19 protein-coding genes are annotated in these 19,665 nt (G+C 71.9%); 10 read left to right on the top strand and 9 right to left on the bottom strand.

The annotated features are described in order from the left end of the window. The first annotated feature begins 30 nt into the window (after positions 1-30). From C7S10_RS16440 to C7S10_RS16430, 3 genes are all read left to right on the top strand, one after another. On the top strand, positions 31-2,046 hold the full coding sequence (locus C7S10_RS16440; RefSeq protein ID WP_108345519.1) for an MFS transporter: 2,016 nt from the start codon (positions 31-33) through the stop codon (positions 2,044-2,046). Next, a complete protein-coding gene (locus C7S10_RS16435) occupies positions 2,036-3,001 on the top strand; it encodes a formylglycine-generating enzyme family protein (RefSeq protein ID WP_108345518.1) in 966 nt (321 codons plus the stop codon). The genes C7S10_RS16440 and C7S10_RS16435 overlap by 11 nt, the downstream gene beginning before the upstream one ends. Before the next feature lie 110 nt (positions 3,002-3,111). Continuing rightward, the gene (locus C7S10_RS16430) at positions 3,112-4,023 is read left to right on the top strand and encodes a cation diffusion facilitator family transporter (protein ID WP_108345517.1); all 912 of its coding nucleotides are present in this window, start codon (positions 3,112-3,114) and stop codon (positions 4,021-4,023) included. Between the two features lie 122 nt (positions 4,024-4,145). Here the strand turns inward: C7S10_RS16430 and C7S10_RS16425 are convergent, their stop codons facing one another. Together C7S10_RS16425 and C7S10_RS16420 are read right to left on the bottom strand one after the other, a co-directional pair. Further along, positions 4,146-4,412 (bottom strand): hypothetical protein, encoded by a 267-nt coding sequence (locus tag C7S10_RS16425; protein ID WP_108345516.1) that lies wholly within the window; start codon positions 4,410-4,412, stop codon positions 4,146-4,148. Next, positions 4,409-5,125 carry a TetR/AcrR family transcriptional regulator gene (locus C7S10_RS16420; RefSeq protein ID WP_108345515.1) on the bottom strand — a complete coding sequence of 239 codons (717 nt, stop codon included), beginning with the start codon at positions 5,123-5,125 and terminating at the stop codon, positions 4,409-4,411. The genes C7S10_RS16425 and C7S10_RS16420 overlap by 4 nt, the downstream gene beginning before the upstream one ends. 77 nt (positions 5,126-5,202) lie before the next feature. Between C7S10_RS16420 and C7S10_RS16415 the strand changes: the two genes are divergently transcribed. Together C7S10_RS16415 and C7S10_RS16410 are read left to right on the top strand one after the other, a co-directional pair. Beyond that, complete coding sequence (locus tag C7S10_RS16415) at positions 5,203-6,045, top strand: 3-hydroxybutyryl-CoA dehydrogenase (RefSeq protein WP_108345514.1); 843 nt, start codon at positions 5,203-5,205, stop codon at positions 6,043-6,045. A gap of 37 nt (positions 6,046-6,082) precedes the next feature. Beyond that, a complete protein-coding gene (locus C7S10_RS16410) occupies positions 6,083-7,258 on the top strand; it encodes an acyl-CoA dehydrogenase family protein (protein ID WP_108345513.1) in 1,176 nt (391 codons plus the stop codon). 58 nt (positions 7,259-7,316) lie between these two features. On the opposite strand, the gene C7S10_RS16405 is transcribed toward C7S10_RS16410, so the two are convergent. Continuing rightward, a complete protein-coding gene (locus tag C7S10_RS16405) occupies positions 7,317-7,889 on the bottom strand; it encodes a TetR/AcrR family transcriptional regulator (protein ID WP_108345512.1) in 573 nt (190 codons plus the stop codon). 74 nt (positions 7,890-7,963) lie between these two features. On the opposite strand from C7S10_RS16405, the gene C7S10_RS16400 reads away from it, so the two are divergent. Next, positions 7,964-8,542 carry a dihydrofolate reductase family protein gene (locus C7S10_RS16400; RefSeq protein ID WP_108345511.1) on the top strand — a complete coding sequence of 193 codons (579 nt, stop codon included), beginning with the start codon at positions 7,964-7,966 and terminating at the stop codon, positions 8,540-8,542. Between the two features lie 90 nt (positions 8,543-8,632). Here the strand turns inward: C7S10_RS16400 and C7S10_RS16395 are convergent, their stop codons facing one another. Next, positions 8,633-8,929, bottom strand: a complete 297-nt coding sequence (locus C7S10_RS16395) for a hypothetical protein (RefSeq protein ID WP_108345510.1) — start codon at positions 8,927-8,929, stop codon at positions 8,633-8,635. Between the two features lie 218 nt (positions 8,930-9,147). Then, positions 9,148-9,708 (bottom strand): TetR/AcrR family transcriptional regulator, encoded by a 561-nt coding sequence (locus C7S10_RS16390; RefSeq protein ID WP_243395427.1) that lies wholly within the window; start codon positions 9,706-9,708, stop codon positions 9,148-9,150. 69 nt (positions 9,709-9,777) lie between these two features. On the opposite strand from C7S10_RS16390, the gene C7S10_RS16385 reads away from it, so the two are divergent. Together C7S10_RS16385 and C7S10_RS16380 are read left to right on the top strand one after the other, a co-directional pair. Then, positions 9,778-10,104 carry a DMT family transporter gene (locus C7S10_RS16385; protein ID WP_108345508.1) on the top strand — a complete coding sequence of 109 codons (327 nt, stop codon included), beginning with the start codon at positions 9,778-9,780 and terminating at the stop codon, positions 10,102-10,104. A gap of 94 nt (positions 10,105-10,198) precedes the next feature. Then, positions 10,199-11,995: an ABC transporter ATP-binding protein gene (locus C7S10_RS16380; RefSeq protein ID WP_243395426.1), complete on the top strand. Its 1,797-nt coding sequence runs from the start codon at positions 10,199-10,201 to the stop codon at positions 11,993-11,995. Positions 11,996-12,107: 112 nt separating this feature from the next. Here the strand turns inward: C7S10_RS16380 and C7S10_RS16375 are convergent, their stop codons facing one another. Continuing rightward, entirely contained in the window at positions 12,108-12,506 is a 399-nt protein-coding gene (locus tag C7S10_RS16375) for a hypothetical protein (protein ID WP_108345506.1), read from the bottom strand. Between the two features lie 546 nt (positions 12,507-13,052). Here C7S10_RS16375 and C7S10_RS23020 point away from each other — a divergent pair. Then, the gene (locus tag C7S10_RS23020; protein WP_279303175.1) at positions 13,053-13,175 is read left to right on the top strand and encodes a hypothetical protein; all 123 of its coding nucleotides are present in this window, start codon (positions 13,053-13,055) and stop codon (positions 13,173-13,175) included. 7 nt (positions 13,176-13,182) lie between these two features. Here the strand turns inward: C7S10_RS23020 and C7S10_RS16370 are convergent, their stop codons facing one another. From C7S10_RS16370 to C7S10_RS16360, 3 genes are read right to left on the bottom strand one after another with little or no spacing between them, the layout of a single operon-like run. Further along, entirely contained in the window at positions 13,183-15,336 is a 2,154-nt protein-coding gene (locus C7S10_RS16370) for an alpha-galactosidase (RefSeq protein WP_108345505.1), read from the bottom strand. 3 nt (positions 15,337-15,339) lie between these two features. Beyond that, complete coding sequence (locus C7S10_RS16365; RefSeq protein WP_108345504.1) at positions 15,340-16,146, bottom strand: DeoR/GlpR family DNA-binding transcription regulator; 807 nt, start codon at positions 16,144-16,146, stop codon at positions 15,340-15,342. Continuing rightward, positions 16,146-18,152, bottom strand: coding sequence for a beta-galactosidase (locus C7S10_RS16360; RefSeq protein ID WP_108345503.1), 2,007 nt, complete (start codon positions 18,150-18,152; stop codon positions 16,146-16,148). Before C7S10_RS16360 ends, C7S10_RS16365 begins: the two co-directional genes overlap by 1 nt. Positions 18,153-18,383: 231 nt before the next feature. Here C7S10_RS16360 and C7S10_RS16355 point away from each other — a divergent pair, with 231 nt between their 5' ends. Beyond that, positions 18,384-19,664 carry an ABC transporter substrate-binding protein gene (locus tag C7S10_RS16355; RefSeq protein ID WP_108345589.1) on the top strand — a complete coding sequence of 427 codons (1,281 nt, stop codon included), beginning with the start codon at positions 18,384-18,386 and terminating at the stop codon, positions 19,662-19,664. Position 19,665: the final 1 nt, after the last annotated feature.

The raw sequence follows: 19,665 nt of genomic DNA, 5'->3' as shown, positions 1-19,665 counted from the left end.
CCACGACGACCGCCGACTCGAGGGGATGCCATGACCGCGACCGCCACCCGGGGGGCGGTGATCCCGGCCCCGACGCGACGGTCGGGACCGATCGTGCTCGTGCTCGCGCTGTGCGGCACCGCGGTGTCCCTGATGCAGACCCTCGTGGTGCCCCTGCTCCCGGACTTCCCACGGCTGCTCGGCACCACCTCGGACAACGCCTCGTGGCTCGTCACGGTCACCCTCCTCACCAGCGCCGTGGCGACCCCGATCCTGACCAAGCTCGCCGACATGCACGGCAAGCGGCGGATGATCGTGGTGTCGCTGGTCGTGCTCCTGCTGGGCTCGGTGCTCGGCGCCGCGAGCGACTCGCTGGCCGTGCTCATCGTCGCGCGGGCGCTCCAGGGCTTCGCGCCGGCGCTCATCCCGATCGGCATCTCGACGATGCGCGACGAGCTTCCGCCGGAGAAGATCGGCGGGGCCGTCGCCCTGATGAGCGCGACGCTCGGCATCGGTGGTGCCGTCGGCATCCCGCTGGCGGGCGTCATGTACTCCCACTTCGGTTGGCAGTCGGTCTTCTGGGGCAGCGTCGCGATGGCCGTCGTGATGCTCGGCCTCGTGCTCACCATCGTCCCGGAGTCCAAGGTCCGCGCCCCCGGCACCTTCGACTGGCTCGGCGCGATCTTGATGTCGGTCGCGCTGACGGCGCTCCTGCTCGGCATCTCCAAGGGCGGTCAGTGGGGGTGGACCTCGCAGTGGACGTTGCTGACGTTCTTCGTCGCGGTGCTCTTCTTCGCGCTGTGGGCCCCGTGGGAGCTGCGCACCGGCCAGCCGCTGGTCGACCTGCGCACGTCCGCGCGCCGGCCGGTGCTGCTCACCAACATCGCCTCGCTGCTCGCCGGCTTCGCGATGTTCGCCAACCTGCTCGTCGTCGTCCAGGTGCTGCAGTTCCCGGTCGCCAGCGGCATCGGGTTCGGGCTCTCGGTGACCGAGGCGGGGCTGGCGATGCTGCCCGGCGGCCTCCTGATGGTGCTGATGTCGCCGGCGTCGGCCGCGATCACCCGGCGCTTCGGAGCACGAATCACGCTCATCGCCGGGCTGCTGACGATGGGCTTCGGCTACGTCCTGCGCATCCTGCTCGACGGCTCTGCCCTCGAGCTGCTCATCGGCGTCGCGGTCGTGTCCATCGGCGTCGCCGTGAGCTTCGCGGCGATGCCGGTGCTGATCATGCAGTCGGTGCCGATCACCGAGACCGCCGCCGCCAACGGCCTCAACACCGTCGTCCGCTCGATCGGCACCTCGACCTGCTCGGCCACGGTCGCCGCCGTGCTGACGGCCGGGACGGTGGCCGGAGGCTTCCCGTCCGAGGCGTCGATCCACGCGACGAGCTGGCTGGCCGCTGGCGCCGCGTTCCTCGGGGCGGCAGTCGGGATGCTCGTGCCCGCCCGGATCTCGCCGGCCCTCGTCACGCTGCCCGAGACCGGGCCCGGGAGGCCCACGCCGGCCCGGCCCGACGCCGTACGCCGCGGTGAGGGCGCCGAGGTCGTCGTCCGCGGGCGGGTGGAGGCGCCCGACGGGACCGGCGCGCGACTCGCGGTGGTCTCCGTCCTGGAGCGCAGCGGTCGCCAGGCCGACTGGGCGCGCGCGGACAACAACGGCCGGTGGTCGGTGGTGCTGCCGGGGCCGGGGGAGTACCTCGTCGTCTTCGGTGCCGAGGGCTGGGCGGCCCGCTCCGAGCTGCGCCCGCTCACGCCCGACGCGACGCCCACGCTGCAGATCCGCGAGCGGCTGACCGTGGCGGGAGTGGTCTCGCGCGACGGGTGGCCGGTCGCCGACGCGCTCGTGGTCCTGACCGACGCCTCCGGCGAGTCGATGGGCGCGACCCGCACCGACGACGAGGGGCACTACGAGCTCACGATGCCGCCGATGGGTCGCTACGTCCTGACCGCGCTCGACACCGCGAGCCGGGTCTCGCAGTCGGAGGACGTGGTGGTCACCGCGCAGCGCCGGCGCTTCAACGTGGTGATGCCCGAGGTGGTCGAGGAGGAGACGACCGATGTCGGATGACGCTCGACGCCCGGCCGAGCACGCCTCGGCATGCTGCGCGCCGGGCGGGAGCGGTGCGTCGCCGGCGCCCGACGCCCCTGCGGCCGTCGCGCGGCCGCGGAGCACGCGGGGGCAGGTCCTGCTGCCGGGCGGTCGCTTCGCGATGGGCGACGCCTTCGGCGAGGGCTACGCCAGCGACGGCGAGACCCCGGTGCACGAGGTGCGGCTCGAGCCCTTCTGGATGGACGCGACCGCGGTGACCAACGCGTCGTTCGCCGCGTTCGTCAAGGACAGCGGCCACGTCACCGACGCCGAGGAGCTCGGGGTCTCCGCCGTGTTCCACCTCGCCTTCCGGGGCGAGCGGTCCGACGTGCTGCAGGAAGTGGCGGAGGCGCCGTGGTGGTGGGCGGTGCGCGGTGCGTCATGGCGGCACCCGGGCGGGCCGGCGACCAGCATCCAGGACCGGCAGAACCACCCGGTCGTGCATGTCACCTGGCGCGACGCCGCGGCCTACGCCGCGTGGGCGGGCAAGCGGCTGCCGACCGAGGCGGAGTGGGAGCACGCCGCCCGCGGTGGTCTCGAGGGGCGCCGCTTCGCGTGGGGCGACGAGCTCACCCCGCGCGGTCGCTGGCAGTGCAACATCTGGCAGGGCGACTTCCCACGGTCCAACACCGAGGAGGACGGCCACCTCACGACCGCGCCGGTCAAGACCTACCGGCCCAACGGGCACGGCCTGTGGCAGATGGCCGGCAACGTGTGGGAGTGGTGCGCCGACTGGTTCGATCCCGGCTACTACGCCACCAGTCCCGTCGACGACCCGCGCGGGCCGGACACCGGCACGGCCCGGGTGATGCGCGGCGGCTCCTACCTGTGCCACCACTCCTACTGCCACCGCTACCGCGTCGCCGCCCGCTCGAGCAACACCCCCGACTCGGCGAGCGGCAACACCGGCTTCCGCTGCGCCAACGACGCCTGAGACTCCCGTCTCATCCTGGCTCGGCGGCCCCGCCGGTCGGGCTAGCCTCGGACCGGATGCGGACGACCGGCCGCGACGGAGCAGTGACACGGAGCAGTGACGAGGACGACATGGGTGCGGGACACGGACACGGTGGAGGCGTCGCCACCGCCGCCGGTGGGCACCGCCGTGGCCTCGCGATCTCGTTCGCGATGGTCGCTGTCTTCTTCGTGGTCGAGCTGGTCGTGGGCGTCGTCAGCGGTTCGCTCGCGCTGATCTCCGACGCCGGGCACATGGCCGCCGACGTCGTCGCGCTCGGCGCGGCCCTGGTCGCCACGAAGATCGCCACCCGCCCCGACACCACGGGGCGCCGGACGTACGGCTCCTACCGCGCCGAGGTGTTCGCCTCCGGCCTGTCCGTGCTGCTGATGCTCGGCGTCTCGGTGTACGTCGTCGTCGAGGCGTTGCGCCGGACGGGCGACGACGTCGAGGTGGCGAGCGCGCCGATGCTCGTCGTCGGCGTGGTCGGCCTCGCGATCAACGTCGTCTCGATCGCGCTGCTCCGCGGTGGCGCCCAGGAGTCGCTGAACGTGCGCGGCGCCTACCTCGAGGTCGTCGCGGACGCGGCCGGGAGCGTGGGCGTGATCGCGGCCGGCCTGCTGGTCGCGTGGACCGGCCGCGGCTGGTGGGACACCGTGGTCGCGCTCGCGATCGGGTTGTTCGTCGCCGTACGCGCCATGGGCCTCGGCCGCCAGGTGCTCGCGGTGCTGGGCCAGCACGCGCCCGACGGCGTGGACGTCGACCTGATGGCCGCCGACCTGTCGGCGATCCCGGGCGTCGACGACGTGCACGACCTGCACGCGTGGACACTGACGTCCGGGATGAACGTCGCCACCGCCCACCTGCTGCTGACCTCCGACGCCGACAGCCACGGTGTGCTGCAGGCGGCCCAGCGCACGCTCCGCGCCGGCTACGGCATCGAGCACGCGACCCTGCAGGTCGAGGCGCGCCCCACGCCCGGCTGCGAAGAGGTCACCTGGTGACGTCGGGCGTCAGTCGAGGCAGAACTCGTTGCCCTCGACGTCCTGCATCACCTGGCACGACTCGTTGTCCTCGTCGGACACCAGCGAGGACACCGATGATCGGCGGGTGCCGCGCAGCCTGCCTACCGGCGACGGGCCTCGGCGAAGCGCTGGGCGAGGGCGTCGGTGCACTGCGGGCACCGGTCGGACTGCACGGTGACGAAGGCGATGTCCCAGAACTTGAACCAGCTCAGGGTCGACTGGCCGCACAGGGTGACGGTGCTGCCCATCGTCTTGGCGTGCACCCGTGAGGCCGGCACCTGCCGCCACTCGCCCCCGACCCGGCGGGTCTCGGTGAAGGTGGCGGTCGCGAAGGCGGCCTGGCTGGGTCGGCGGTCCTTGACGGTCATGACGGGTCCTCCTGGGTGACGGGGGAGTCGACCAGCTCGCGCAGCGCGGGCACGAGCTCGTCGAGGGGACGGGTGGTGCGCAGGACGACGACGGCGGTCTCGCCGCGGGCGCCGTGGTCGGGCTCGGATTGGGGCTCGGGCTGGGCGAAGATCCGCAGCACCTCGGCCATCGCGGCGGCGAACTCCCGCTCGGCCCGGGGTGCGGTGATGTCCTCGCGCAGCCAGCGGCGCAGCACGTGGTTGTGCGCGGTCACCACGGCGTTGGCCATCAGATCGGCACGCAGGCCAGCCTCGGTGCCTGTTTCAGTGCCGGAGCCGAGCCAGTCGGCCAAGAAGGCGGCGAACGTGCGCTGGTACTGCTGGAGGCTGGCGATCTCGCGGTTGCGCAGCGACGCCACGGTCCGGGTGAGGCTGTAGCGCTGCTGGGCCCGGGTGCCCTCGGCGAGGTAGTGCTCGAGGACGAGGCGGGCGGCCTCGGTGACGGCGATGGCGGCGGTGGCCGTCGTCGCCGTGCGCAACCGGTCACCGACGGACGCGAGCATCGCGTCGTGGTCGGGGAAGATCACGTCCTCCTTGGACCGGAAGGTCCGGAAGAACGTGGTGCGACCGACACCTGCGCGCGCCGCCACGTCGTCCACGGTGGTGGCGTCGAAGCCGCGCTCGGCGAAGAGCGCGAAGGCCGCGTCGATGAGGCGCTCCCTGGTGGCGGTCATCTGGATCTCCTTGGTACGGTACTCAGTACCGTAGCAGCAACACTGAGTTCCATCACGGAGTCCCAAGGAGTGTGTCCATGCGTCAGGTGGGTGTCGTCGGGTGTGGCCTGATGGGAGCCGGCATCGCCGAGGTCTCGGCGCGCGCCGGCCTGGACGTGGTGGTGGCCGAGTCGTCGACCGCGGCCGCGGACGCGGGGCGCGCGCGGCTCGAGTCCTCGCTCAATCGGGCCGAGGCCAAGGGCAAGATCGACTCGGCGGCCGCGGTGCTCGACCGGATCCGGCTCGTCACCGACCTCGACGCGCTCGCGGACCGTGACCTGGTCATCGAGGCGATCGTCGAGGACGAGACCGCCAAGACCGAGCTGTTCGCGACCCTCGACAAGGTCGTCGAGTCGCCCGAGGCGATCCTCGCGTCCAACACCTCCTCGATCCCGATCATGAAGCTGGGCGTGGTCACCGACCGCCCGGCCAGCGTGATCGGCATCCACTTCTTCAACCCCGTGCCGGTGCTGCCGCTCGTGGAGCTCGTCCCGTCCCTGCTGACCTCGCCCGACGTCACCGCGCAGGCCCGCTCCTTCGTCGAGGACACGCTGGGCAAGAAGGCGATCGACTCCCAGGACCGCGCCGGCTTCGTCGTCAACGCGCTGCTGATCCCGTTCGTGCTCTCGGCGATCCGGATGCTCGAGTCGGGGTTCGCCACCGCCGAGGACATCGACCGCGGCCTCGTCCTCGGGGCCGCCCACCCGCAGGGCCCGCTCGCGCTGGCCGACCTGATCGGCCTCGACACCACCAAGGCCGTCGCCGAGTCGCTCTACGAGGAGTTCAAGGAGCCGCTGTACGCCGCCCCGCCGCTGCTCAACCGGATGGTCGACGCCGGCCTGCTCGGCCGCAAGACCGGCCGCGGTTTCTACACCTACTGACGTCCCACCTCCAGCACCCAGTCCCAGGAGATCCCCCATGAGCAACCCCGACTTCGACGCCTACTCCCTCCCCGAGGAGCACCGGGCCGTCCGCGAGGCCGTCCGCGCGATCTGCGACGCCAAGGTCGCGCCGTACGCCGCGGAGGTGGACGAGGAGGCGCGCTACCCGCAGGAGGCGCACGACGCCCTGCAGGCCGCCGACTTCCACGCCCCGCACGTGCCCGAGGAGTACGGCGGTGCCGGGGCCGACGCCCTCGCGACCGTGATCGTGATCGAGGAGGTCGCCCGCGCGTGCGTCTCCTCCAGCCTGATCCCGGCGGTCAACAAGCTCGGCTCGCTGCCCGTGATGATCGGCGGGTCCGAGGAGCTCAAGGCGACGTACCTCACGAAGCTCGCCGCCGGCGAGGGCGGCTTCTCCTACTGCCTCTCCGAGCCCGACGCCGGGTCCGATGCTGCCAACCAGAAGACGACGGCCGTGCGCGACGGCGACCACTACGTCCTCAACGGCGTGAAGCGCTGGATCAGCAACGCCGGCGTCTCGGAGTTCTACACCACGCTCGCGGTGACCGACCCGACGCTGCGCACCAAGGGCATCTCCGCCTTCGTCGTGGAGAAGTCCGACGAGGGCGTGTCCTTCGGCGCCCCGGAGAAGAAGCTCGGCATCAAGGGCTCGCCCACACGCGAGGTCTACCTCGACAACGTCCGGATCCCCGCCGACCGCCTCATCGGGGCCGAGGGGCAGGGCTTCGAGATCGCGATGAGGACCCTCGACCACACCCGCGTCACGATCGCCGCGCAGGCCGTCGGCGTCGCCCAGGGCGCGCTGGACTACGCACTGGGCTATGTGCAGGAGCGCATCCAGTTCGGCAAGCCGATCGCCGACCAGCAGGGCCTGCAGTTCATGCTGGCCGACATGGGCATGAAGGTGGAGGCCGCCCGCCAGATGACCTACGCCGCCGCCGGTCGCTCCGAGCGCGGCGACAAGGACCTGACGTTCTTCGGTGCCGCCGCCAAGTGCTTCGCCTCCGACGTGGCCATGGAGGTCACGCTGAACGCCATCCAGGCCCTCGGCGGCTACGGCTACACCCGCGACTACCCGGTCGAGCGGATGATGCGCGACGCCAAGATCACCCAGATCTACGAGGGCACCAACCAGGTCCAGCGGATCGTGATGGCGCGCCAGCTCCTCGCCGGGGTGCAGTCCGAGATCTGAGCGTGGTCCTGGTCGTGCCGTGCGACGTCGCGTGATCGGTCCGCAGCTCGTCGGACGGCTAGTCGGTCGGCAGCAGTCCCGCCACCAGTGCGGCGACGACGTCGTCGGTCGGGGTGTCGGGGTCGATCGACTCGGTCAGGCGGTCGAGGACCAGGCCGTCGACCGCGTAGTGGAACAGGGCGATCTCGCTCGGCCCGCCGGGTAGGCCGGCAGTCGCGTTGTAGGCGATGTCGGCCGCGAACCCGTCGCGCAGCACGCTGCCCACGACGGCCGCGATCTCGGGCGACCGGGCGGCTTCCAGCCGGAGCTCGAACCAGGCGATCGTGACGTCCGGGTCGGCGGTCAGGCGGCGCACGATGTCGCGGATGTGCGCGGCGAAGGACTCGGGTCCGGGGGCCGCTCCCGCGAGCGCGGCCAACGACTCGGGCACGGGGGTGAGGCGCTCGATGATGCGGTCCGCGAGTCCGGCCACCAGCTCGGCGCGGGTGCGGAAGTAGTTGGAGGTGGTGCCGAGGGGCGAGCCGCTGGCGCGGTCGACCGCGCGATGGGTGAGTCCTCGCGATCCCTCGCGCGCCAGGACGCCGATCGCGATGTCGGCCAGGTCCGTCCGTCGAGCCTCGTTGCGTGCCACGACCCCACTTTAGACAAACCACTACAGCCGTTGTAACTTTCTGACCACAACAAATGTAGTGATTGGAGACGACGATGCGCGAGCTGACGTACTACGTGGCGACCTCGGTCGACGGGTTCATCGCTGGGACCGACGGCGACACGACCGCGTTCGCCAGCGCGGGCGACCACATCGAGTGGATCTGTCAGGACTACCCCGACACGTTGCCAGACGTGGCGCTCGCCGCCCTGGGGGTGACGGCCGACGGGTCGCGGTTCGACACCACGCTGATGGGGTGGCACACCTACGCGGCAGGGTTCGAGCACACCAGGGACCCGTACCCGCACACCCGCCAGATCGTGTTCTCGCGGACGAGGACCGCTGCAGATGCCGGCGGTGACGTGGAGGTCACCGCCGAGACGCCCGTCGACGTGGTGCGAGAGCTCAAGGGTGAGAAGGGGTCGGGCATCTGGCTGTGCGGAGGCGGAGCCCTTGCTGCCCAGCTGGTCGGCGAGATCGACCGACTCGTCCTCAAGGTCAACCCCGTCGCCATGGGCGCCGGCGTCCCGCTCTTCGGCGACTCGGCCGCCGGGCCACGCGGCCTCCACCTGGACGAGGTCCGTCAGTTCGACTCCGGCGTCGTCGTCCTCGACTACACCCGCCAGGAGGCGTGATGGGCACCCTGACGCCGTACGGGTGGTTCCTCAGCACTCCCTCGCTCGACCACCGGTGACGGCCGGCGTCGATGCCAGGTCAGGCGTTCGTCAGGCGTTCGCCAGCAAGGCCCACCCCGGGTCGTACGCCGGGTGCCGACCGTAGGCGAACAGCAGGATCCGCAGGTCGGCGGGCGCCGGCAGCTCGCCCCGGTCGAGGGTCGTGACCAGGTCGTCGAGCACGGCGACCTGCGCGGCCAGACCGGGGCGCTCGCCCGCGCCGGGACGCGCGTCGCGCTCCCACAGCTGCGCGAGCTCCTCGACCAGTCGGTCGGAGAGGAAGTCCTGGCAGCGCTCGCGCGTCGCCGTACGCGCGGCGTGCGTCTCGGGGTGCAGTGGGTGGCTCATCGGGATCCTTTCCGCGCGGGCGAGACGCGGGGACCCGCCGGGGCGATCACCGTGTCCGGACCCTGTTCACGCGACAGCGGCAGTGGACGTCCACCCGCACGGCGACCCGACTCGTCCTCGAGGGACACACGGTTGCGCGACAGCGCCGGATTCTCACCGGCTTCTCCGAAGCGGTTGGACGGCGCCCACCCTAGGCCGTCGCGCGCCGTGAGCGACGTTCACCCCGCCAGCGCCGCCACCGCATCGGCGAGATCGCCCACGGCCCGCCTGCGCGCGGCGGGCCCGACGAGCGGTGCGTCGAGCTGGAAGCCCATGAACGCAGCGTCGATGATCGTCGCGGCCCTCCTGGCCAGCGGCCGCGCGACCCCGGACCGCGTGAGGTGGGCGACGAGCGCCTTCGCCCAGACCTCGTTGGCTTGGCGGACGACGGTGGCGTAGGGCTCGCGGCCCAGGAGACCGAGCGCCGCGGCCTCGACGTACACCCGCGTGCAGGGCTCGAGCGCGGGCGAGCCGAGAGCCGACCAGAGGTCGTGCACGGCGGCGTGCAGGTCTTCCGAGGGAGGCATGGCGCCGATGCCGTCCACGGCACGGTCGTTGGACTCCCGCAGGATCGCCGCGACCAGGTCGTCCTTGGTGCCGAAGTGGTAGAGCAGCATCCGGTCGCTGGTGCCGAGCGACGCGGCGAGCGGTCGCAGGCTCAGGCCGATCAGGCCCTCCTGGAGCGCATAGTCCGTCGCCTCGCGGGTCCACACCTCGCGGCGGTCCGGTTCGTGAGGCACGACGGGAATGTAGCAGATGCTACAGTTGTTGCTGTAGCACCTGCTACATCAACGACAAGGACCAGCCTCATGTACGCCGCTTTCGGAATCCTGATGGCCGCCATCGCCGCAGAGGTCGCCGCCAGCGCTGCCCTCCCGCGCGCTCAGGGCTTCCGCGATCCCCTCTGGACGGCCTTCGTCATCGGCGGCTATGCGGTGTCGATCTGGCTGCTCGCCGTCGTCGTGCGGCAGATGCCCGTCTCCACGGCCTACGCGATCTGGGCCGGCCTCGGCACGGCCGCGGTGGCGGTGATCGGCGCACTGTGGCTGGGGGAGTCGCTCAACGCCGTCAAGGTCGCGGCCCTGACGATGATCATCGCCGGGGTCGTCGTGCTCAACCTGCAGGGCGCGCACTGACCTCAGCGAGCCGATCGCACGTGTCGGCGCCGATGTCCGGTCGCGGGTAAGGCTCACCTAACCTAGGGGCTCCGCCATCACCATGAGGAGCCACGTGTCCCAGGCACTCACCCACGACGCCGACCAGCCGCTGCGCGCACTCTGGCAGCGCTACCGCGCCTACCGCGCCCGCTTCGTCGGCGCCGTCGTGTCCTCGACCGTCAACAAGGTCGCCGACGTCATGCCCGAGCTGCTGATCGGAGCAGCGGTCGACGTCGTCGTACGCGGCGACGCCTCGTTCGTCGGCGAGGTCCTCGGCGTGGAGTCGCGCTACGCCCAGCTCGGCTGGATCGCGGTGATCAACGTCGTGGTGTGGATCATCGAGTCGGGCTCGGAGTACGTCGCCAGCGTGCTGTGGCGGGGCCTGGCGCAGGGCGTCGAGCACGACCTGCGCGTGGAGGCCTACGACCACGTGCAGCACCTCGACCTCGGGTGGCACGAGTCCCGCCCGGCCGGCTCCACGCTGGCCACGCTCAACGACGACGTCAACCAGCTCGAGCGGTTCCTCGACATCGGAGCCCCGGCGATCCTGCAGACGGTGCTCAACGTGCTGCTGGTCGGCGGCGTGTTCGCCGTGGCGTCCGGCCAGCTGCTGGTGCTCGCCTTCCTGCCGATCCCGCTGATCGTCGTCGGCTCGCTGGTCTTCCAGAAGCGGCTCGAGCCGCTGTACGTCAAGGTCCGCGCGGCCGTCGCGGACCTGTCAGGCACCCTGAGCGCCAACCTCGCCGGCATCGCCACCATCAAGTCGTTCACCGCGGAGGACCGTGAGCGCGACCGGGTGGCCGCCGTCTCGCAGGCCTATCGCGACGCCAACACCAACGCCATCCGCTCGTCGGCCGCGTTCGTGCCGCTGGTGCGGATGGCGATCCTCGCGGGCTTCACCTGCACCCTCCTGCTCGGCGGCTGGGCGACGCTGCGCGGCGACCTCGAGGTCGGGCTCTACTCCGTGCTCGTCTTCATGACCCAGCGCCTGCTGTGGCCGCTGACCGACGTCGCCGAGGTGCTCGACCTCTACCAGCGCGGCCGCGCCTCCGCCGCGCGCATCCTCGGACTGCTCGAGGAGCCCGTCTCGGTCAAGGCGGGTGACACCGCGCTCGCGCGTCCGGTGTCGGGCCGGATCGAGCTCCGGGGAGTCAGGGCGGGGTACGCCGACGGGCCGGACGTCCTCCACGGTGTCGACCTCGTCGTCCCGGCCGGCGAGACGCACGCGGTCGTCGGCGCCACCGGCTCCGGGAAGTCGTCCCTGCTGCGGCTGGTGCTGCGCTTCGACGACCCGCGCTCGGGCGAGGTGCTCTTCGACGGGCAGGACGTGCGCGAGCTCGACTGGGACTCGCTGCGCGGGTCGATGGGCTACGTCGCCCAGGACGTCTTCATGTTCGCCGGCTCGATCGCGGACAACATCGCCTACGGCCGTCCCGACGCGACCCGCGAGCAGGTCCGCGCGGCGGCCGAGGCCGCCGCGGCCCTCGACTTCATCGAGGCACTGCCCGACGGCCTCGACGCGTGGGTCGGCGAGCGTGGCGTCACCCTCTCCGGCGGCCAGCGCCAGCGGCTCGCCCTCGCCCGTGCGCTGCTCCGTGACCCGGCCGTCCTCGTCCTGGACGAGGCCACCAGTGCGGTCGACAACGAGACCGAGGCCGCCATCCAGACCTCGCTGCGCCAGGCGACCGCCAGCTGCACGGCCCTGGTGGTCGCGCACCGGCTCTCGACCGTCCGTCATTCCCACCGCATCTGGGTGCTCGACGCCGGCCGGGTGACCGAGGACGGGACCCACGACGAGCTGCTCGCGCTGGACGGCGCCTACGCCGCGCTGTGGCGCGTCCAGACCGGCGAGGTCGCGATCGGCGCATGAACGCCGTTCGTCAGGGTATCCTTGACGTACGTCGGCGTTCGTGCCGGCTCGGGACGTGGGTTGGGTCGGACGGGGGTTGACCCAACCCGCACCTCCCGACCACCCGGTCCGGTCAGGCCGAGGCGCCCGCGTTCGGTGGCTTCGACCTCGAGAAGCGCTCCCAGGCCGCTTGGCGCGACACCCCGAGGGCGTGCCCGATCTCGGTCCACGACAGTCCGCGTCCGCGGGCGATCTGCACCCAGTCGACGAGGAACGCCGACACCTGGGCCGAGGTGGCCGCGATCATGGGCAGCTTCGCCAGCACCTCGGTGTCCGACATCTCGTCCCACGGCATCTGCGACCGCGAGCGCAGCGAGATGGACCGCAGGCCCTCCTCCGAGCTGAGCTTGTCGTGGAAGAAGTCCACGCAGTCGGCGCACATCATCGCGCCGAGCCCACCCGCGAAGGTGGTGTCGGCGGTGCCCTGCACTCCACAGAAGGAGCACGTCTTGTGGGCGGGGTTGGTGTCCATCCGGGTCCCTCTCCGCCCACCAGCATGGCACAGGACCGAGCCGCGGGGGAGGCAGGATGGGGACATGCTTATCCGTGCGGTGGTCCTCGACATCGGGGGAGTGCTCGAGCAGGTCGACGACTCGGTGTTCCCCGGTCCCTGGCCCGTCCGGCTGGGACTCTCGGGCGCGGAGCTCGACTCGCTGCTGCTGCCGCTCGCCCGCCGGGGAGCGGTCGGCGCGATCACCGAGCAGGAGATGTACGCCGAGTGGAAGCGGCTCCTCGCGGTGGACGACGAGACGGTCGAGGCGATGTCGCGCGACATGTGGCGGTGGTACGTCGGCACGCTGGACCGGACCCTGTTCGACTGGTTCGCCGCGCAGCGCCCGCGTCGTCGGACCGGCATCCTGTCCAACTCCGGGCCGGGCGCCCGCGAGCGCGAGCGGCACCACGGCTTCGAGGCGGTCACCGACGACATCGTCTACTCGCACGAGGTCGGCCTCGCCAAGCCCGACCCACGCATCTTCGCGCTCGCCGCCGACGGCTCGGTGTCGACCCCGAGGAGGTCGTGTTCCTCGACGACGTCGACGAGAACGTCTCAGCCGCCCGTGCGGCCGGTTGGCACGCGGTGGTGCACACCACCACGCCCGAGTCGATCGAACGGATTGAGTCGCTGCTCGCGATGCCGTGAGCCGTCGTCAGGCGCTGACGACGTGCAGCACCCGCGCGTCCTCGGGCCACAGCACCGGCAACGCCACCCCGGCGCGCTCCAGCGAGCGGCCGGTGACGAGCTGCCCCTCGCCGGCCCGCCACCGGTCGGTGAGGTCGGCGCCTCCGGCGGCCGGTGCGAGCTCCTCGACGAGCCGGTAGGTCCGGTCGGGGTCGAGTCCGCTCAGCCGCAGGTGCGCAGGGTGCTGGGTCGACGTCGCGGCGACCGTGGCCACGACGAACCACGCCTCCGACCGGTCGTGCGCGACGACGCCGGTGACGAGGACGGCCGGATCGGCGTGGTCGGGGTGCACCAGGGTGCCGGTCGACAGCAGCGGACGCACCCGCTTGTGCAGGTCGATCCAGGACGTCAGCTCGGCGACCTCGGTCTCGTCGAGGCGCGTCAGGTCGCACTCCAGACCTAAGGAGTAGAGCAGGGCCGTGGCAGCGCGGTAGCGCAGCGCGTGGGTGCGACCGGTCGTGTGCGACGTGGCGCCGCCGACGTGCGACCCGATCAGCTCCGGGGGGACGAGCAGCGAGGTCCACCGCTGGAGGTGCTGTCGCTCGAGCGGGTCGATGGTGTCGCTGGGCCAGATGCGGTCGGTGTGCCGGAGGACCTCCGCGTCGACCCGCGCGCCGCCCGACGAGCACGACTCGATCTCGAGCGCGGGGTGTGCGTCCCGGAGCTCGTCCAGCAGCCGGTAGGCGGCGAGGGTCTGCCCGTGGACCGCGGGGCGTCCGTCGTGGGTCACGTCGGTGAGGTCGCGGTTGTGGTCCCACTTGAGGTAGGCGATGTCGTACTCGTCCAGCAGCGCGAGGAGGGCCTCGCGGAGCTCGGTGCGGGCGTCGTCGTCCTGCAGGTCGAGGACCTGTTGCCCGCGCCAGTGCGGCGGGAGCTCGGACCGACCGCGGAGCACCCGCTCGGGGTGGGTGCGGGCGAGCTCGGAGTCCTCGTTGACCATCTCGGGCTCGACCCACAGGCCGAACTGCATGCCCAGCTCGCCCACGCGGTCGACCAGCGGGTGCAGCCCGTCCGGCCAGACCTCGCGGTCCACCACCCAGTCGCCGAGCCCTGCACGGTCGTGTCGTCGTGCGGGGAACCAGCCGTCGTCGAGGACGAACCGTTCCACCCCGACGCGGGCGGCGACCTCGGCCAGCTCGCTCAGGCGCCCCAGGTCGTGGTCGAAGTAGACCGCCTCCCAGGTGTTGGCCACGACCGGTCGCTCGCCACGCGCCCGCGGCGACCCCGCGCGGAGGTGGGCGTGCAGCCGGTGGCTCACCGGGTCGAGCCCCGCGTCGGACCACGAGCCGAGCAGCCACGGGCTGCGGTAGGTCTCGTCGCGCGCCAGCTCCACCTCGCCCGGGGCGAGCAGCTCGCCGCCTCCGAGCAGGCACTCGCCCTCCGCGGTGCGTTCGGCGTACGTCGTGTGGTCGCCGCTCCACGCGGTGTGGACCGACCACACCTCACCGGCGGAAAACCCGAACCCGGGCGTGCCCGCCACCATCAGCAGGGTGGCGTCGTGGCCGGTGCGGCCGTGCCGCCCGTCGCGACGGTGGGTGCCCTGGACCCACGGGTGGCGCTGCGGGGAGCGCTCCTTGCACCAGCGGCCGGTGAGGTCGAGCAGCTCGCAGGCGTGCGCCCCCACGGGGAGCGCGTTGCGCACGCCGCCGAGGTGGAGGTGCCCGTCGAGCGTGTTGGTCACCGAGGTGCGCATGCGGACGAGGCCGGCGACGCTGAGCACCAGGTCGACCGACACGGCCCACCCGGCCTCCTCGTCGACCGCGTCGAGCCGCACGGCCGCGTCCGCTCCCGGCACGTCCTCGACGTCGACGGACCAGTCCGCGAGCCTCGGAGTCGTGGCCGTCGCGGCACCGCCGGTGCGGTGCCCCTCGAGGGCTGGTGTGCCGGCGAAGCCGAGGGCCGACTCCGGCAGCAGACCGGTGGTGCGCGGCGCGTCGTAGGACGAACGGGACACGCCGGGTCGACGCGCCTCGAGCAGTCCGTCGACGGCATCCCTGGCGAGGTCGCCGAGGTCGGCTCCCCAGTGGAGGAGCACGGGGCGACCGGCGTCGTCCGGGGCGAGGAGCAGGCTCACGCCGGCGCGGCGCAGGTGGACGGGGGTGTACGGCGAGGGGCTGGCCACGGCTCAGACGTCCTCGGCTTCCGCGAGCTCGGTGCCCGCCGCGTCGACCAGCACCAGCTCGCCGACGTGGTCGGCCAGCACGCCGCTGGCCTGGGCGGAGATGCCCGAGTCGGTCACCAGCACGGAGGCCTCCGAGAGACCCGCCATGCTGCTCAGCCCGACGACGCCCCACTTGCTGGAGTCGGCGCACACGATCAGGCGACGCGAGCGCTCGATCATCGCGCGGTTGGTCTCCGACTCGAGCAGGTTGGGCGTGCTGAACCCGGCCCGGAGGTCCATGCCGTGCACGCCCATGAAGAAGGCGTCGACGTGCAGGCTGCGCAGCGAGGACACGGCGACCGGTCCGACGAGCGCGTCCGAGGGGGTGCGGAGGCCGCCGGTGAGCAGCACGGAGGTGGTGCTGTCCCCGGCACTGTGCAGGAGGTCGGCCACCCACACCGAGTTGGTGACGACCGTCAGGTTGGGGATCTTGGTGAGGTGCTCGGCGAGCGCGTGCGTGGTCGTCCCCGCCGAGACCGCGATGGCCATCCCGGCGTGCACCAGCTCGGCGGCCCGCGCCGCGATCGCCTGCTTCTCGCGGAGCCGTTGCACCGACTTGGCGGCGAAGCCCGGCTCGGAGCTGGAGGGCTCGGCGACGGCGAGCGCCCCGCCGTGCACCTTCTCGAGCAGCCCCTCGCGGTGGAGAGTGACGAGGTCGCGCCGCACCGTCATGTCCGAGACGCCCAGCAGCTCCACCAGGTCCGTGACCCGCACGGTGCCGCCCCGTTCGAGCTCGGCCAGGATCATGCTCCGGCGCTGCGCGGCCAGCATCAGCCCTCACCCTCCCGGACGATGGCGACGCCGCCGCCCGCGACCACGAGCTCCTGCTCGACGCGGGACCCGGTGCCGAGGTCGGTGCCCCGGACCGGCACGCGCGCCTCGTCGTCACCGTGGTTGATGACGAAGAGCCACGACGCGTCGTCACCGGCGCGGCGGACGACCTCGACGTCCGGCCCGGCCCCGGCCAGCCGCTCGACGCCGGACTCCTCGACCAGGCGGGCGACGAGGCGGTCCGTGCCGTCGGGGGACAGGCGCGTGGCGACGTACCACGCGGCGCCGTCCCCGACCTCCTGGCGCGTCACCGCGGGCAGGCCCGCCGCGGGGCCGTCCGCGTACGTCGCCACGGCGCTCGCGCCGGCGAGCTCGAGGTCCTCCGACCAGGTGTCGGCGGCCACGCCGTCGTCGCCGAGGCCCTCCACGCGGACCTCCTCGCCCTGCGCGAGCGGCAGGAACTCGGTCGCGCGCACGCCCAGCAGGTCGCGGAACGCGCCGGGGTAGCCACTCAACCGGACGTGGTCGTTCTCGTCCACGATGCCGCTGAAGTAGCTGACGACGACCGTCGCCCCGGCGCTCGCCGCCGCGGACACGGCCGCGGCCGTCTCGTCGGTGACGAGGTAGAGCGTCGGCACCACCACGAGGTCGTAGCCGCTCAGGTCGGTGGTCGGGTGGACGACGTCGACGCCGACACCGAGCGCGGTCAGCGCCCGGTGGAAGTCCTCGGCGCGGTCGCGGTAGCGCACGTCGACGCTGGGGTGCGAGTCGAGCTCGGCGCCCCACCACGCGTCCCAGTCGAAGAGGATCGCGGCGCGGTTGCGCGCGACGCTGCCGTTGACCTCCTGCGCCGCCTCGAGCAGCCGCCCGAGCTCGCAGACCTCGCGCCACAGGCGGCTGTCCGTGCCGGCGTGCGGCACCAGGCCCGAGTGGAACTTCTCGGCGCCGGCTCGGGAGGCCCGCCACTGGAAGAAGAGCACGGCGTCGGCGCCACGGGCCACGTGGGCCACGCTCGAGCGGGCCATCTCCCCGGGCCGCTTGGCCAGGTTGCGCGGCTGCCAGTTGACGGCGCTGGTGGAGTGCTCCATCAGCAGCCACGGCCTTCCGCCGGCGGTGCCCCGGGTGAGGTCGGCGCTGAACGCGAGCTCGTGGTGGGGGTGGGCCAGGTCACCCAGCAGGTAGTGGTCGTTGGAGACGACGTCGACCTCACGGCCCCAGCGCAGGTAGTCCATCTCGAACTGGTGCTTCATCACCATGAAGTTGGTCGTCACGGGCACGCCCGGCGACACCTCGTGCAGCACGTCGCGCTCGGCGATGAAGTTGTCGAGCAGCTGGTCGGAGGAGAAGCGCAGGAAGTCGAGCTGCTGGGTCGGGTTGGCCCAGGCCGGTGCGGCCCGCGGCGGCAGCACCTGCTCGAAGTCGCCGTACCGCTGCGACCAGAAGGCCGTGCCCCACGCGTGGTTGAGGCGGTCGACGTCGTCGTCGTAGCGGCGCCGGAGCCAGTCGCGGTACGCCGCTGCGCTGACGTCGCAGTAGCAGCGCGCGTTGTGGCAGCCGAGCTCGTTGGACACGTGCCACAGGGCGAGGGCGGGGTGGTCGGCGTAGCGCTCGGCCATGGCGCGGCACAGGGTCAGGGCGTGCTCGCGGAAGACCGGCGAGCTGGGGCAGAACCCCTGCCGGGCGCCGGGGGACAGCGTGCGCCCGTCCATGGTGACCGGCAGCACCTCGGGGTGCCGGTGCGTCAGCCACGGCGGGGGAGAGGCGGTCGCGGTGGCCAGGTCGACGCGCACGCCGGCGGCGTGCAGCTCGTCAAGCTGCTCGTCCAGCCAGCCGAAGTCCCAGCGGTCCGGTGCGGGCTGGAGGAAGGCCCACGAGAAGACGCCGACGGTGGCCAGGTTGACGCGGGCCTCGCCCATCAGCCTGCGGTCCTCGGCCTGGACCTCGGCGGGCCACTGCTCGGGGTTGTAGTCGCCGCCGAAGGCGAGGGGCGGAAGTGGTGTCGGCATGCCCAGAACTGTGACGAGCATCGCATCACAAGTCAACGGACCGGAGTCGACTTTCGTTGGAAATTGTTGAAATTCGGTCACAAGTGCCCCCCAGATCCTTGACGAGGGTGTGGCTGACGTCACATGCTGTCGGTCCCTGTTTGATTCTGTGTCTTGGAGGCTCTTGTGTCCCGACCCCGCTCGACCGGTGCCCTCGGCGGCACCTCCGTGCCTCGCTCCACCATCGCGACCATGTCCGCGACCCGACGTTCCGTGCTCCGTGGCATGGCCCTCAGCGGCCTCGCCGTGGGCGGCTCCGGCCTCCTCGCCGCCTGTGGCGACGACGGTGGCGGCGCCTCCTCCGGCTCCGGGGCCACCGTGAAGTTCGGCATCAACGAGGCGCAGGGCTCGGGCCCGGCGTACGACCGGCTGAAGGCGATCGCGGACGCCTACACCGCGAAGACCGACACCAAGGTCTCGCTCAACGCCGTCGACCACAACACGTTCCAGGAGAGCATCAACACCTACCTCCAGGGCACCCCGGACGACGTGTTCACGTGGTTCGCCGGCTTCCGCATGTCGCAGTTCGCCGAGTCGGGGCTGATCACCGACGTCAGCGACCAGTGGCCGATCGACGGGCTGGGTGACTCCTTCAAGCAGGCCGCCACGGCCTCCGACGGCAAGCAGTACTTCGTGCCGATCAGCTACTACCCGTGGGCGGTCTTCTACCGGAAGTCCGTCTTCGAGAAGAACGGCTGGGCGGCCCCGGAGAGCAAGGACGACTTCATGTCGCTCATGGACGACATGCAGGGCAAGGGCATCACCCCGTTCGCCTTCGGCGACAAGGACGGGTGGCCGGCCATGGGCACCTTCGACATCCTCAACATGCGTCTGAACGGCTTCGACTTCCACATGGGCCTGATGGCGGGCGAGGAGAAGTGGGACGGCGACGAGGTCAAGCTGGTCTTCGAGACCTGGAAGTCGCTGCTGCCCTACCACCAGGAGGACCCCCTGGGCCGCACCTGGCAGGAGGCCGCGACCTCGATGGGCAACGGTGACTGCGGGATGTACCTCCTCGGCACCTTCGTGGTCGACGCGCTCGACGAGAGCGGCGACGACCTCGACTTCTTCACCTTCCCGCAGCTCGACGACAGCATCCCCGCCGACTCCCTCGACGCCCCCATCGACGGCTTCTGCGTCGCGGCCGCCGGGAAGAACCAGGACGCCGCGAAGGAGATGATCAAGTGGCTCGGCAGCGCTGCCGCTGCCGATGCGGGCAACGAGGCGGCCGAGGCGCCGTTCATCGCCGCCAACTCCGGCGCCAGCACCTCGACCTACAGCGACCTGCAGAAGAAGTCGGCCGAGGTCGTGGGGGCCGCGGCCAACATCGCGCAGTTCATGGACCGCGACACGAACGCCGACTTCGCCAGCACCGTGATGATCCCGTCGATCCAGGAGTTCCTGAAGAGCCCCGACGACATCGACAAGATCACGGCCAGCATCCAGGAGCAGGCCAACTCGATCCTCGGCTGAG

Source organism: Nocardioides currus, from assembly GCF_003057875.1.
Classification (GTDB): domain Bacteria; phylum Actinomycetota; class Actinomycetes; order Propionibacteriales; family Nocardioidaceae; genus Nocardioides; species Nocardioides currus.
The sequence above is the reverse complement of the archived record's forward strand: the minus strand, read 5'-3'. Positions and strand labels throughout refer to the sequence as shown.